At 71.0% G+C, this 14,574-nt stretch carries 8 protein-coding genes; 5 read left to right on the forward strand and 3 right to left on the reverse strand.

Annotated features, from left to right (window positions below; all coding sequences use genetic code 11):
- Nucleotides 1–903, forward strand: a 903-nt coding sequence (locus B2K11_RS18535; RefSeq protein ID WP_204260188.1) for a carbohydrate ABC transporter permease, incomplete at its 5' end; no start/stop codon positions are given.
- Between the two features lie 32 nt (nt 904–935).
- Nucleotides 936–2,684 (forward strand): ABC transporter substrate-binding protein, encoded by a 1,749-nt coding sequence (locus B2K11_RS18540; RefSeq protein ID WP_163620574.1) that lies wholly within the window; start codon nt 936–938, stop codon nt 2,682–2,684.
- A 410-nt stretch (nt 2,685–3,094) separates the two neighbouring features.
- On the opposite strand, the gene B2K11_RS18545 is transcribed toward B2K11_RS18540, so the two are convergent.
- Genes B2K11_RS18545 through B2K11_RS18555 form a run of 3 tightly spaced genes read right to left on the reverse strand, consistent with a single transcriptional unit; the run spans nt 3,095 to nt 7,279 of the window.
- On the reverse strand, nt 3,095–3,700 hold the full coding sequence (locus tag B2K11_RS18545) for a DUF624 domain-containing protein (RefSeq protein WP_163620575.1): 606 nt from the start codon (nt 3,698–3,700) through the stop codon (nt 3,095–3,097).
- Nucleotides 3,701–3,725: 25 nt separating this feature from the next.
- Nucleotides 3,726–4,715 carry a LacI family DNA-binding transcriptional regulator gene (locus tag B2K11_RS18550; RefSeq protein WP_163620576.1) on the reverse strand — a complete coding sequence of 330 codons (990 nt, stop codon included), beginning with the start codon at nt 4,713–4,715 and terminating at the stop codon, nt 3,726–3,728.
- Nucleotides 4,709–7,279 carry a glycoside hydrolase N-terminal domain-containing protein gene (locus B2K11_RS18555; protein ID WP_239526254.1) on the reverse strand — a complete coding sequence of 857 codons (2,571 nt, stop codon included), beginning with the start codon at nt 7,277–7,279 and terminating at the stop codon, nt 4,709–4,711. Before B2K11_RS18555 ends, B2K11_RS18550 begins: the two co-directional genes overlap by 7 nt.
- 114 nt (nt 7,280–7,393) lie before the next feature.
- Between B2K11_RS18555 and B2K11_RS18560 the strand changes: the two genes are divergently transcribed.
- From B2K11_RS18560 to B2K11_RS18570, 3 genes are read left to right on the forward strand one after another with little or no spacing between them, the layout of a single operon-like run.
- Entirely contained in the window at nt 7,394–9,442 is a 2,049-nt protein-coding gene (locus B2K11_RS18560; protein ID WP_163620578.1) for a beta-galactosidase, read from the forward strand.
- The gene (gene yicI, locus B2K11_RS18565) at nt 9,439–11,811 is read left to right on the forward strand and encodes an alpha-xylosidase (protein WP_163620579.1); all 2,373 of its coding nucleotides are present in this window, start codon (nt 9,439–9,441) and stop codon (nt 11,809–11,811) included. The genes B2K11_RS18560 and yicI overlap by 4 nt, the downstream gene beginning before the upstream one ends.
- Entirely contained in the window at nt 11,808–14,423 is a 2,616-nt protein-coding gene (locus tag B2K11_RS18570) for a glycoside hydrolase family 3 C-terminal domain-containing protein (RefSeq protein WP_163620580.1), read from the forward strand. Before yicI ends, B2K11_RS18570 begins: the two co-directional genes overlap by 4 nt.
- Nucleotides 14,424–14,574 lie beyond the last annotated feature (151 nt).

The raw sequence follows: 14,574 nt of genomic DNA on the forward strand, positions 1-14,574 counted from the left end.
GCGCGCTATCGCGCCTCGGCCGGCGACATCCTGTTCCGCATCGGGAACTACACGCTGTTCCTGCTGTTCGCGCTCATCTGCGCCTACCCCTTCTACTACCTGATCATCAACTCGGTCAGCGCCAACGACGTCTCGGCGCTGGGCGACGTGCGCCTGTGGCCGGTCGGGTTCCACCTGTCGAACTACGGTCAGGTGTTCCAGCTGCCCGGGCTGCCGATGGCCGCTGTGGTCAGCGTCGGGCGCACCGTGATCGGCACAGTGCTGACCGTGCTGGCCTCCGCGTTCCTCGGGTTCATGTTCACGCAGACCCGCATGTGGGGCCGCAAGTTCTGGTACCGCTTCCTCATCATCACGATGTACTTCAGCGCGGGTCTGATCCCGGTGTTCATCATCATGAAGACGCTGGGGCTGACCAACAACTTCTGGGTGTACGTGTTGCCGTTCGTGGTGCAGCCGTTCAACGTCATCCTCGCGAAGACCTACGTCGAGTCGATGCCGCGGGAGCTGCAGGAGGCCGCCGAGGTCGACGGCGCCAACATCCTGCAGGTGTTCTTCCGCGTGTACCTGCCGAACATGACGCCGATCCTGGCGACCATCGCGATCTTCAGCGCGGTCACGCAGTGGAACAGCTTCCAGGACACGCTGATCTACATCACCGACCAGAGTCTGTACACGCTGCAGTACCTGCTCTACATGTTCATCAATCAGGCGTCGAGCCTCGCCCAGGCCGCACAGAACGCCGGCGGCAATCTCGGGCAGATAGCCGGGGTGGCGACCCAGCAGACGCCGACCTCGATACGCATGACCGTCTCGGTGCTGGTCGTGCTGCCCATCATCTTCATCTACCCCCTGTTCCAGCGCTTCTTCGTGAAGGGCATCATGCTGGGCGCCGTCAAGGGTTGACGGCGGCCACGCACCACCAAGAAAGGAAAGCAATGAAGCTTCGAAAGAAGGTGTCCCTGGCACTCGTGGCGCTGCTCGCCGCGGGGTCGCTCGCCTCCTGCAGTGCGGGCGGTGCCGAGCAGGGCGCGATCGACGAGTTCCCCGAGAAGTGGGACGAGGAGATCACGATCGACGTGTTCGACGGTCTCGCGAATTACATGGGCATCCAGCAGGGCTGGTTCGCCAAGATCGTCGAAGACAAGTTCAACATGAAGCTGAACATCATCGCCCCGAACGTCGCGGGCGGCGGTGACACCCTCTACAACACCCGCGTCGCGGCCGGTGACCTGGGCGACCTGATCATCACCGACAAGGGCGAGAAGCTCGACGAGCTCATCGAGGGCGGTCTGGTGCAGGACTCGTCGAACTACTACGGCGCGATGGACAACGCCGCCGAGTTCGACGCGGCCGTCGAGAAGCTCAACGACGGGAAGGACGGCGTCTACGGCTTCCCGTCGGCGGTCTCGTCGCTCAAGCCGACCGAGCCGTCGGAGGGCCTGAACCCCACGTTCGGCCCGTACGTACGCTGGGACTACTACAAGGAGGCCGGCTACCCCCAGATCAGCACACTGGAAGACCTCCTCCCGGTGCTCGCCGACATGCAGGCGGCCCACCCCACCGCCGACAACGGTCAGCCCACCTACGCCTTCTCGCTGTTCAAGGACTGGGACGGCAACATGATGGTCACGGCCAAGCAGCCCGCCTGCTTCTACGGCTACGACGAGATCGGCTTCGTGCTGGCCAAGGCCGACGGCTCGGACTACCAGAGCATCCTCGACCCCGACAGCGAGTACATGCGCAACCTGAAGCTGTACTTCGACGCCAACCAGCTGGGCCTCGTCGACCCCGAGTCGACGACGCAGAACTACGACACCCTGTTCTCGAAGTTCCAGAACGGGCAGGTGCTGTTCTCGTGGTGGCCGTGGCTCGGCCAGTCGGCGTACAACACCGAAGAGAACATGGCCGCGGGCAAGGGCTTCCAGATGGTGCCGCTCGAAGACCAGAGCATCTTCTCGTACGGCGCCGAGGCGTACGGCGGCAAGCAGGTGTTCGCCATCGGCTCCAAGGCGGAGGACCCCGAGCGCATCGCGGCGTTCATCGACTGGCTGTACTCCGCCGAGGGCGCGTACGCCAACAGCAGCCAGACCGGCGCATCGGCCGGCCCGCAGGGCCTCACGTGGGACGTCAACGACGCCGGCGAGCCCGAGCTGACCGACTTCGGCAACGAGGTCTTCCTCGAGGGCGGTGGGACGGTTCCCGAGGAGTGGGGCGGCGGCGACTACGCCGACGGCGTCTCGGCTCTCAACCTGAGCGCGGTCCTCCCGATCGAGGTCGACTCCGAGACCGGACTGCCGTACAGCTACACGTTCTGGCCGACGTACCAGGCATCGATCGCCAACCCCCTCACCGAGGACTGGTCGGGGAAGATGGGCGGCGCCACCTCGACCATGGAGTACCTGCAGACGAACGACCAGGTGCTCGTCGCCCCGGGTGCGAGCTTCACCGCGCCGGCCGACAGCTCCGAGGTCGAGACGCTCCGCAACCAGGTCAAGGAGATCATCAAGCAGCTCTCGTGGCAGATGGTCTTCGCCGACAGCGAGGCGCAGTTCGAGTCGCTCCGCGACGAGCTCATCGAGACCGCGAACGGTCTCGGCTACGAGCAGGTGCTCGAGTTCGACATGGACAATGCGAAGTCGCAGAACGACGCGCGCGTCGCCGTGACGGAGGAGTTCGCCGGCTGACACCTGCGTGACGCGAAGGGCTCGGGATGCTGCATCCCGAGCCCTTCGTCGTGCCCCGCTCCCGCGACCTCCTCGTTGACTTGCCTCACATGCACGCGCCACGCCGCGTGTGGCGTGCATCTGTGACAAGTCAACGGCGGGGAGGAGGGATGCCGAGACAGGGGATGCGTGTCCGAGAGGGTTGGGACACGGCATCCCGAGTCGCTCCTCTTTCGCCGTTCCCTCGTTGACTTGCCTCACATGTGCGCGACACGCCGCGTGCGGCGTACATCTGTGACAAGTCAATGGTGGTGACGCTGACGGCGAGCCCGTGCCCCCGGACCCGGCAGCGCGCCCGGGCGCCCGGCGCCCGGCGCCCGGCGCCCGGCTGCGGCGCCCGCACCGTCGGCGCAGGGCCGAAGGAGGCGAGGTCAGGCGTCGTGGCGGGTGAAGACGCTGCGGAAGAGGAACGCGGTCGCGTAGGCGCCGACCGAGAAGCCGATCGTGCCGACGAGGATCGCAGCCGGCGGGAACAGGATCATGAGCGCGACCGCGGTCACCGGGATGATGAGCACCCCGAGCGTGCGGACGGGTTCCGCCGCGGGCAGCAGCAGCGCGTTCTTGAGCGTCTGACGCACCGTGTTGCTGAAGTAGGCGACCTGCGCCATCGCGTAGAGGAACGCCGCGAAGAGGTACACGGCGCCGATGACCGCGACGACGCCGGCCACGCCGGCGAAGAGCGCGGGGTGCGCGAACCAGAACACGCTCGAGAAGCCGAGCAGCGCCGCCGGCACGAGCAGGCAGAGCATGAGGACGGTCGCGCGTGCGAAGTTCGCACGGAACGCGGGGAAGAAGTCCTTCAGGGGCCGGCCGCTCTCGTCGTCGGAGTAGCGGATCGTCACCTCGTAGAGGGCGCTGGTGGCGGCGCCGATCGTCACGATCGGCAGGCAGAGCACGATGTAGAGGAGGTTGAGCGCGACGAACGTCAGGAACGTCGAGAAGCCGCCGAGCGTGCGGCTGTCGGGGTCGATCTGCATGCGTGTCACCGGGCCCGGTTCGCGGTCACGGGGCCGTGGTACTTCCGGTGAGGGCGGGCGGCAGCAGCCGCACCGCCGGCTTCGCGCCGTTCGCGAGGATCTCGCAGATCATGTCGGTCGCCGCCGCGCCGATGGCCTCCGCGGGAACGGCGATGCTGTCGGCGAGCCCTGACACCGAGCGTGCGACGTCGTCGGGACACAGGGCGACCACGGCCAGATCGTCGCCGCGCGCGTGACCGCGCTGCGCGATGGTCGTCGCGACGTGCGGCAGCGCGCCCTCGTTGTGCACGAAGAAGCCCGTGATGTCGGGGCTCTCGGTCATCACGGCGTCGACGGTGGCGACCGACTCGGCGCTGCTCGGGCATGCGTGCACGGTGCCGGTCACGCCGTTGGCCTCGCAGGCCGCGAGGAAGCCCCGCGCCAGGCGGTCGGCGTAAGACGTGTGGCGCGACATGACTTCGGGCGGCGAGCCGATGAGCGCGACGCGCCGGTGCCCCAGCGCGACGAGACGGTCCACCGCCAGCCAGCCGGCGGCTTCGAAGTCGAAGTCGACGCAGGGGATCGCGCGACGGCCCTCCGGCAGGCCGATCAGGACGCTCGGATGCCCGAGCTGCGACAGCGTGTCGATGCGGGGGTCGTCGGACTCGACATCCATCACCAGCAGCGCGTCCACCATCGACCCCTTGGCCGCCCGCTGCAGCGCCTTGGCGTCGTCGCTCGCGAGCAGCAGGATGTCGTAGCCGTGCTTGCGCGCCTGCGTGACCACGCCGGTGACGATCTGCATCACGACGTGCACGTCGACGCCGGTGCGCAGCGGCGCCTGGAGTCCGATGACGTTCGTCGAGCGCGACGCCAGTGACCGCGCACCCGCGTGCGGGCTGAAGCCGAGGCTGTCGATGGCCTTCTCGACGCGGTCGCGCGTCTCCTGCGAGATGGCCCGCTTGCCGCTCATGACGTACGACACCGTCGAGATCGACACGCCCGCCGCCTGTGCGACGTCCGCGATCGTCACCATGAGGTTCCCCGTTCTCCTGCTTCGATCACCCGCGTGATTCCGGGGGTGAGCTCGTACGTGCCGAGCGGACCGTCCGGTCCGTGCACCATCATTGTCGTCGGTTGCGCCCCCGCCCGAAGCAACGCCCGCACGAGGCGTCCGCCGGCCCATTCGACGTCGACCGACACGTCGCCGCGGGAACGGATGCCGCGCACGGCGCCGTCGGGCCACTCCGGCGGGAGAGCGGGCAACAGCCGCAGCCGCACGCGGGCGGGGTCAGTCGGGTCCCCGCCTGACCGGAGCCCGGATTCGGCGTCCCGGGCCGGCTCGTCGGAGGACTGCACGAGGGCTTCCGCGATCGCCGCGGTCACGCCCAGGTTGCCGTCGATCTGATACGGCGGGTGGGCGCTGAAGAGGTTCGGGTAGAGCCCGCCGCGGTGGGCAACAGTGCTCTCAGGGTCTTGCCCTCCGCGGGCGGCGCCTTCGTCCGCGGGGCGGAGCGCCAGCCGAAGCTGAGCGTGCACGGCCGCGCCGTCGCCCAGACGCGCCTGCATGGCGGCGCGCCACGCGAGCGCCCAGCCCGTCGACTCGGCACCCCGCAGCCGGATGGACTCGGATGCCGCACACGCGAGTTCCGGCGTGGCGTCCGGCGTGATCTGCGCCAGCGGGAACAGCCCGATGAGGTGGGAGAGATGCCGGTGCTCGGGCTCGGCCTCGGTGCGCTCCTGATCCCACTCGAGCAGGTCTCCGCGCGCTGACACCCGTGGCGTCGGCAGCATGCCGGCGCGCTCGCTCAGCAGCGCGATCCACGGCTCGTCGTTGCCCACCTCGGCGCCGAGCGCATCGGCACCGGCGCGGCAGACGGCCGCCAGCTCCCGCAGGAGGGCGACATCCATCGTCGCCGAGACGGCGACACCGCGCTCGCGGCCGTCGGCGTCGACGTAGTGGTTCTCCGGCGAGGTCGACGGGCTCGTCCAGGCGCGCTCGCCGTCGGTCTGGATCCACGACAGTGCGAACGCCGCAGCCGACGCGAGGACGGGCCACGCCTCCGCCCGGAGGAAGTCCCGGTCGCGGCTGAACGCGTAGTGCTCCCACAGGTGCAGCGCCAGCCACGCACCACCCAGCGACCAGTTCGCCCAGGCGGGGTCGCCGCGCCCCGCGCCGACGGGCGCGGCGTGCGCCCAGGCATCCGAGTTGTGATGGGCCACCCAGCCGTCGGCGCCGTAGAGCTCGCGCGCGACGGCGGGGCCGGTCGTCTCGGAGAGGCGCCGCGTGAACCGCAGCAACGGCTCGTGGCACTCGGCGAGGCCGGTCGTCTCGGCCGGCCAGTACGCCATCTGGGTGTTGATGTTGAGCGTGTACGCGCTCGACCACGGGCCCGGAAGCTCGGCGTTCCACAGGCCCTGCAGCGTGATCGGGAGTCCTCCCGGCTGCGAGGACGCGATCAGCAGGTACCGCCCGTAGTGGAAGGCGAGCGCCGCGAGCGAGGGGTCGTCGTGGTCCTGCGCGCGCCGCACGCGTTCCACCGTATCGACGCTGCGCGCGCCGGGAGCAGCCGGAAGCTCGAGCGCGCACCGGTCGTAGAGCGCGCCGTGGGCGGCGCTGTGGGCGGCGAGGAGCTCGTTCGCCGTGGTGGCGACGTCGAGGGATGTGGCGACGTCGACGGATGCCGGGATGCCGCGGAGCAGGCCCCGTGCCCGCTGCAGCGCATCGCGGTCATCGGCGGGTTCGCCGGGCAACGAGGGCGCCGTGGCCGTGGCGACGGCGAACAGGTGCGTCGTGCCGTCGGCGGTGGTGAGCACGCCGTCGGTCACGTCGGCGGCGCCGAGCGAGCGCACGACGATCGCGCCGTGGCGTCCGGCCGTGTCGTCGTAGCGGATCGGCTCGGCGGGCTGCTCGTGCCCGGGCGCGACGTCGACCGGAAGCTGCCACTGCGTCACGAGGTCGCCGTCCACATCGCCCGGAGCGGACTCCGCCCGCAGCAGCGAACCGACCTGGAGCCGCACCGAGATCGGCTCTTCGGCGGAGATCTCGTGCATGATCAGCCCGGTCACCAGGTCTGCCCACGTCCGGTGCGTCACCCCGTCGTAAGAGTGCGTCGCGACACCGGTCGCGAGGTCCAGGCGTCGCTGGAGGGTCCGGGGCGTTTCGTCTCGCTCGTTCCTCGCTCGCTCAACGACCGGGTGACCGCGCCCCGAGCCGGCGGCGACCGTGGGGCCGAGCACCTCGACGTCGATCCAGCCGAGCGGCAGGTAGGCCTGCACCCAGGGCGTCTGCATCTGCTGCAGAAGTCCCTCGGCGGCGTCGAGTTCGCCGGCGTCGATCGCTGCTCGAACGGCTGCGAGGGCCTCGGCGCCGCGCGCGGTGACCCCTTCGAGCGGATCCGCTTCGGCATGCCCCGACCACGCGGTGATGTCGTTCAGCCACAGCCGGTCGCCGCCGGCGAGTCCCGCGCACATCGCGCCGCGCAGGCCGTTGCCGACCGGGTACGCCTCGAGCCAGCGCGAGGCCGGCGCCGACGCGCGGAGCACGTGCAGAGCCTCCGGGCGGGCCGGCGGGGCCGCGTCATCGCGGCGCGTGGACATCGTCACAGCGCTAGTATATGGTCTCGGTGTTGAAGCGCTTCGAAAGTCCGCTCCCACTTCTCGATCCGACGACAATCGCCCACGACGAAACTCAGCGAAGAGGTTCCCCGCTCCATGGCCGCCACCCTGCACCCGCGCCGCGTCGACGCCTTTGGCGAACTCGCCGGCGAGCTCGGCCTCTGCTTCGGCGGCGACTACAACCCCGAGCAGTGGCCGCGTGAGATCTGGCGCGAGGATGCCGAGCTCATGGTCCGCGCCGGCGTCAACCTCGTGACCGTCGGCGTCTTCAGCTGGGCGCGCCTCGAGCCGTCGCCGGGGGAGCGCGACTTCGGGTGGCTCGACGAGGTGCTCGATCTGCTGCATGCGCACGGCATCGCCGTGGACCTCGCGACGCCGACGGCCTCACCGCCCCCGTGGCTCGGCATCCTCCACCCCGAGACGCTGCCGGTGAACCCCGACGGCGTGCGCCTCGTCGCGGGATCGCGCAACCAGTTCACGCCCGCGTCGCGCGTGTACCGCGAGCACGCGGTGTCCATCGCGACGGCGATGGCCGAGCGCTACGTGGACCACCCCGCGGTGCGCATGTGGCACGTCGGCAACGAGTTCGGCCAGATCGACTTCGGCGACGAGGCGGCGCGCGAGTTCCGGCTGTGGCTGCGTGAGCGCTACGGCACGATCGAGGCTCTCAACAACGCGTGGGGCACGCTCGTGTGGGCCCAGCGCTACCGCGACTTCGACGAGGTCCTGCCGCCGCGCCGCATGCCGTATCTGGTGAACCCGGCCCAGTCCCTCGACTTCCGCCGGTACACCTCGTGGGCGCTGCAGCGCGTGTTCACCGAGCAGCGCGACGCGATCCGCGAGGCCGGGGCGACGCAGCCCATCACGACGAACTTCATGGGCTTCGAACCCCTCACCGACCTCTGGGAATGGGCTGCCGACGTCGACGTCATCGCCGACGACCAGTACCCCGATCACGGCTCGGCCACCGCGTCGTCCGACATCGCCCTCGTGCAGGACCTCATGCGCTCGCTCGGCGGCGGGCGCCCGTGGGCCCTGATGGAGCAGGCCGTGAGTGCGACCTCGTGGCGACCGCACAACCTGCCCAAGTCCGCCGACCGCGCCCGCCTCGACTCACTCCAGGCCGTCGCGCGCGGCGCTGACGCGATCTGCTTCTTCCAGTGGCGTCAGGCGCGCACGGGGGCCGAGCGCTTCCACTCCGCGCTGCTGCCGCATGCCGGCGCCGACACCGAGGTGTTCGCCAGCGCCTGCGCCCTCGGCGCCGATCTGCAGAAGCTGCGGCCGGTCGTCGGCGGGCGGGTGGCGGCATCCGTCGGCGTCCTCTTCGACTGGCCGTCCTGGTGGGCCGCGGAGGAGCCCGGGCGGCCGACCGAGCGCCTGCGCACCCTCGAGCAGGTGCAGCGCTGGCACCGCGCGCTGTGGCGCCGGGGCATCGCCGTCGACCTCGTGAAGCCCGGCGCCGACCTGTCGGCCTACGCGGCGGTGCTGGTGCCGCACTCGTACATCGTCGAGACGGATGCCGCGGCCGCCCTCCGCGCGGCGGTCCAGCGGGGTGCGAGCCTCGTTGTCGGTCCGTTCTCGGGCGTCGCAGACGCTCACGCCGGCATCCTCACCGGACGCTCGCCGGTGCTGCTGCGCGATCTCGTCGGCGTGAGCGGCGAGGAGTGGGTGGGCCTGCCGGACGCACCCACGCGCGTCGCGGCGGAATCCGCCTGGACGACCGCGCCCGCGGTGGCCGAGGCATCCGTGCTGGGAGAACGCCTGCGCGCGGACGGCGCCGAGGTGCTCGCCCGCTTCGAGGATGGACACCTCGCCGGGGCGCCCGCGATCACGCGTCACCGCGTGGGGGAGGGCACGGCCTGGTACCTCGGCGCCGTGCTGTCGGATGCCGCTCTCGCCGCCGTCCTCGACGACGCCCTCGACGCGGCGGGCGTGACCGGCGTCGTGCCGGACCGCGTGCTGCCCGAAGACGTCGAGGGGATCCGTCGCGGCGACGCCCTCTTTCTGCTCAACCACGGTGAGGGGACGCGGCACGTCACGGTGCCCGGCCCGCATCGGGATCTCTTGTCGGACGCGGATGTCGACGGCCAGGCCACTCTGGCCCCCGGCGCCGCCATGGTGCTCATCGAAAGGCACGCAGAGTGAAGTTCACCGATGGCTACTGGCTCACCCGGCCGGGGCTCGCCCCGCTGTACGCAGTCGAGGTCGACGACATCCGCCACGACGAGGCGGCGGGCACCATGACGGTCTACGCGCCGACGGCGGTCATCCGTGACCGGGGCGACACCCTCAACCGCGCGATGCTCACGGTGACCTTCTCGGCGCCGGCGCCCGGCGTCGTCAAGGTGCGGGTCGAGCGGCACCAGGGTGCGGTGCACCGGGGGCCGGACTTCGAGGTGTTCGGCGAAGAGGGGTTCCGCCCCGAGATCGCGATCGACGACGAGGCCGGTGTCCTGCGGTCCGGCCCGCTGAGCGCGCGGGTCGTCCGGACGGCGGGTCAGTGGCGCGTCGACTTCGAGAGCGACGGGCGCACGCTCACCAGCTCGCTGCCCCGATCCATCGGCCACTTCACCGGCACGAGCGGCAAGAACGGCACCACCGGCACCCCGGGCACCGCCGGCACAGCCGGCACCGCCGCCGGGGGCACGCAGCCGACCTGGGTGCACCAGCAGCTGAGCATCGAGCCGGGCGAGCGCGTCTACGGCCTCGGCGAGCGGTTCGGCGCGTTCGTGAAGAACGGCCAGACCGTCGACACGTGGAACGCCGACGGCGGCACCTCGAGCGAGCAGGCGTACAAGAACGTGCCGTTCTACCTCACGAGCCGGGGCTACGGCGTGTTCGTCGACAACCCCGCGAACGTCTCGTTCGAGGTGGGCAGCGAGGTGAACTCGCGCGTGCAGTTCTCGGTCGACGGCGAATCGCTCGAGTACTACGTGATCGCCGGTCCCGAGCCGAAGGACGTGCTGCGTCGCTACACCGCCCTCACCGGGCGACCGGCCCGCGTGCCGGCGTGGTCGTTCGGGCTGTGGCTGACGACATCCTTCACCGCCAGCTACGACGAAGACACCGTGACCGCGTTCGTGGACGGCATGGCCGAGCGCGACATCCCGCTGTCGGTGTTCCACTACGACTGCTTCTGGATGCGCGAGTACCAGTGGACCGACTTCGAGTGGGACGCCCGCGCCTTCCACGACCCGGTCGGCCAGATCGCGCGCATGCACGAGCGCGACGTGCACGTGTCGGTGTGGATCAACCCCTACATCGCGCAGCGGTCGGCGCTGTTCCGCGAGGCGGCCGAGAACGGCTACCTGCTCCTGCGCACCGACGGCAGCGTATGGCAGTGGGACATGTGGCAGGCGGGCATGGGCCTGGTGGACTTCACGAACCCGGATGCCGCCGACTGGTACGTCGCGAAGCTGCAGAGCCTGCTCGACCAGGGCGTCGATGCGTTCAAGACCGACTTCGGCGAGCGGATCCCGGTCGAGGGCGTCGTGTGGCACGACGGCTCCGACCCGCACCGCATGCACAACTACTACGCGAAGCTCTACAACGAGGTCGTGTTCCGTGCGCTCGAGCGCCACCACGGCGTCGGCGACGCGGTCGTCTTCGCCCGCTCGGCCACCGCCGGCTCGCAGCAGTTCCCGGTGCACTGGGGCGGCGACAACGACTCGACGTTCCTGTCGATGGCCGAGTCGCTGCGTGGCGGGCTCTCGCTCGCGATGTCGGGCTTTGGCTACTGGAGCCACGACATCGGCGGATTCGAGGGCACGCCCGATCCCGGGCTGTTCAAGCGCTGGCTCGCCTTCGGCCTGCTCTCGTCGCACTCGCGCCTGCACGGCTCATCGTCCGTGCGCGTGCCGTGGGCCTTCGACGACGAGGCCGTCGACATCGCGCGCACCTTCACGAAGCTCAAGATGCGGCTCATGCCCTACCTGGCGGGAGCCGCCGAGCAGGCGTATCACGAGGGAACGCCGATGATGCGCCCGATGGCGCTCGAGTTCCCGGGCGACCGCTCGGGCTTCGACGCCGACACCCAGTACATGCTGGGCGACGCGCTGCTGGTCGCGCCGGTGTTCACCGCCGACGGGACGGTGGAGTACTACGTGCCCGAGGGGCGGTGGACCTCGCTGGTCGACGGCTCCGTCGTGGACGGCAGGCGCTGGGTCGGCGAGACCCACGCGTACGACTCGGTGCCGCTCCGCGTGCGCCCGGGCACGGTGCTGCCCTTCGGCGCCGACGACAGCCGGCCCGACTACGACTGGTCCGATGGTGTCACGCTGCGCTGCTTCGAGCTGCCCGACGGCTACGACGCCGTCACGCGTGTGCCGGGCCACGACACCAAGGGGTCGATCGACGGGGTCGGCGCGACGACGTTCCGCGTACGCCGCGAGGGCACCGCGATCATCGCGTCGTCGGACGACGCGCACGCCCCATGGGCACTGCAGGTGGGCGAGCAGACCGCTCGGGCCGAAGCATCCGGAGAGATCCGCATCGAGATCGAGGACGAGCGATGAATGAGACGTTGACGGTCCCCGCGACCCCTCCGCACAGCGCTGGCGCGCTGCACGGAGCCTCCGGTGGCGGGGGCCCAGCCGGGACCCGGCCGACCGCGGAGCGCCCGACCGAGCACACGCCGGTGTTCCGGCAGGTCGACCAGCCCCTCGCCGTGCGAGCGCGCGACCTGCTCGACCGGCTGACGCCGGACGAGCGTATCGCGATGCTGCACCAGGCGGCCCCCGCGATCGAGCGGCTGGGCGTCGCCGCGTGGCACACGGGCTGCGAGGCGCTGCACGGCGTCGCGTGGCTCGGTCGCGCGACGGTGTTCCCGCAGCCCGTCGGGCTGGCCGCGACGTGGGACACCGAGCTCGTACGCCAGGTCGGCGAGGTCGCTGCGGTCGAGGTGCGCGCCAAGCGCGCCGAGAACCCGATGGTGAGCCTCAATGTGTGGGCGCCGGTCGTCAACACGCTGCGCCACCCCGCGTGGGGGCGCAACGAAGAGGGCTACTCCGAAGACCCGCACGTCACCGCGGAGTTCGGCACGGCCTACTCACACGGACTGCGCGGCGACCATCCGCGGGTGTGGCGCACGGTGCCCGCCCTCAAGCACTTCCTCGCGTACAACAACGAGACCGATCGCTCCACGACCTCGTCCGAGATGTCGCTGCGCACCCTCCACGAAGAGGAGCTCCCCGCCTTCCGCGGCGCCCTCGAGTCGGGCGCTGCGGGCGGCATCATGCTCGCCTACAACCAGGTCAACGGCATCCCCGCCCACACGCAGCCCGAGCTCGTCGCCGAGGCCCGGTCTTGGTCGGAAGAGTCGATCGCGGTGGTATCGGATGCCGGTGCCCCGACCTTCCTGGTGACCACCCAGCGCGCCCAGCCCGACCACGTGCACGCGGCGGCGGCCCTGGTGCGCTCGGGACTCGACTCGTTCACCGACAACGAGGCGAACGCGGAGCCCACCATCGGCTACCTCCGCGAGGCGCTCGAGGCCGGGCTCCTCACGACCGACGATATCGACCGGGCGGTGGTGCGGCTGCTCGAGCTGCGCATCCGCACCGGTGAGTTCGACGGCGCGGACGACCCCTACGCGGGCATCGGCGTCGAGGCGATCGACGCGCCGGAGGCGCGTCAGCTCGCCCGCGAGACGGTGGCGCGCTCCGTCGTCGTGCTGCGGAACGACGACGGAGTGCTGCCACTCTCGGACGCGGGGCGGGTCGCGGTCGTCGGACCGCTCGCCGACGCGGTGCTGACCGACTGGTACGCCGGCACGCCGCCGTACGCGGTCGGGATCGGCGCGGCGGCCGCGGAGCGCTTCGGCGACGCGGAGGTCGTGACGGGGGCCGATACGGTGGCGCTCCGTGCGGCGTCGAACGGCCGCTTCGTCGTCGCCGCCGCAGACGGTGCGAGCGTCGAGGCGTCAGCTACCGGCGCCGGAGCGGATGCCCTGTTCGACGTCACGGACTGGGGCGACGGCATCCTGACCCTGCGTTCCCACGCGAGCGGACTGCTGCTCACCGGAGGCGCCTGGCCGATGCGCGCCGACGCCGCGCGCGTCGGCGGCTGGGTCGTGCAGGAGAGCTTCCGCAGGCACCTGCACGCCGACGGCACGTGGTCGCTCCTGCACCTCGGCTCGGGCCGCTGGGTGCGGACCTTTCGCGACTCGGGGCTGCTCGCCGCTGAAGCCGTCACCCTCGACCAGGCCGAGCGGTTCGGCGTGCGCGTCGTGCGTTCGGGGGCGTCGGCGGTGGCAGAAGCCGCCGCGCGCGCCGACGCCGTCATCGTGGCGGTCGGCAACGATCCGCATCTCGCCGGCCGCGAGACCGAGGACCGGCCGCACCTGCGCCTGCCCGCGGCGGCCGCCGACGTGTGGCGCGTCGCGCGCGAGGCCAACCCGCGTGCGGTGCTCACGATCGTGTCGAGCTACCCGTACGTGCTGGACGACACGGATGCCGCCACCGTCGTGTGGTCGAGCCACGGCGGCCAGGAGCTCGGGCACGGCGTCATCGACGTGCTCGCGGGCGACCGCGAGCCGTCGGGACGCCTGTCGCAGAGCTGGCCCGCCACCGAGGAGCAGGCGGGCGACCTCTTCGACTCCGACACGCTCCGCCAGGGCGCGACGTACCGCCACCAGGCCGATGGACCCACGTTCGCCTTCGGTCACGGCCTCACCTACACGACCGTCGCGTACGAGTCGGTGACGATCCCGGATGTGGCGGTCCCCGCGCCCGCCGCGACGCACCGGCACGCCGGATTCGCACCCGGAGCCGAGGAGCAGGTCGTGCACGCGGTGGTGCGCGTGCGCAACACCGGTGCCCGCGATGCCGAGGAGCTCGTGCAGCTGTACGCGCTGCCGGTGGGCGATTTCGCCATCCCGACCCCGCGCCGCGTGCTGGTGGCGTACCGCCGCGTGCGGCTCGCACCGGGCGAGGTCGCGGACGTGGAGCTCTCGTTCTCGCCCGGCCGCCTCGCGGTGTGGGACGACGACGTGCGCCTTCCCGGCGCGGTCGACGATTGGCTCCACGCCGGCGCCCTCCGCGTCCAGCCGGGGTCGTACGTCATCGCGGCGGGCCCGTCAGCGTGGGATCTCCCCGTCCGCGCCGATCTGGAGGTCACCGCGAGCTGACCCGAGCACACGGACTCCACCCCCGGTCGTTGAGCGAGCGAGGAACGAGCGAGACGAAACGCCTGCACCCGGGGTATCCGTTCGGTTCGGCGCGTTTCGTCTCGGTCGCTGGCGCTCCCTCGCTCAACGACCGGAACTCCACCCCCGGTCG

The sequence above is a fragment of the Microbacterium sp. B35-30 genome (assembly GCF_010634855.1).
Lineage (GTDB): Bacteria > Actinomycetota > Actinomycetes > Actinomycetales > Microbacteriaceae > Microbacterium.

What these genes read in the sequence shown, in the direction of transcription:
- B2K11_RS18570 (WP_163620580.1), top strand. Translation starts at nt 11,808, where the DNA reads ATGAATGAGACGTTGACGGTCCCCGCGACCCCTCCGCACAGCGCTGGC.
- B2K11_RS18555 (WP_239526254.1), bottom strand. Translation starts at nt 7,279, where the DNA reads ATGTCCACGCGCCGCGATGACGCGGCCCCGCCGGCCCGCCCGGAGGCT.
- B2K11_RS18540 (WP_163620574.1), top strand. Translation starts at nt 936, where the DNA reads ATGAAGCTTCGAAAGAAGGTGTCCCTGGCACTCGTGGCGCTGCTCGCC.
- B2K11_RS18545 (WP_163620575.1), bottom strand. Translation starts at nt 3,700, where the DNA reads ATGCAGATCGACCCCGACAGCCGCACGCTCGGCGGCTTCTCGACGTTC.
- B2K11_RS18550 (WP_163620576.1), bottom strand. Translation starts at nt 4,715, where the DNA reads ATGGTGACGATCGCGGACGTCGCACAGGCGGCGGGCGTGTCGATCTCG.
- B2K11_RS18560 (WP_163620578.1), top strand. Translation starts at nt 7,394, where the DNA reads ATGGCCGCCACCCTGCACCCGCGCCGCGTCGACGCCTTTGGCGAACTC.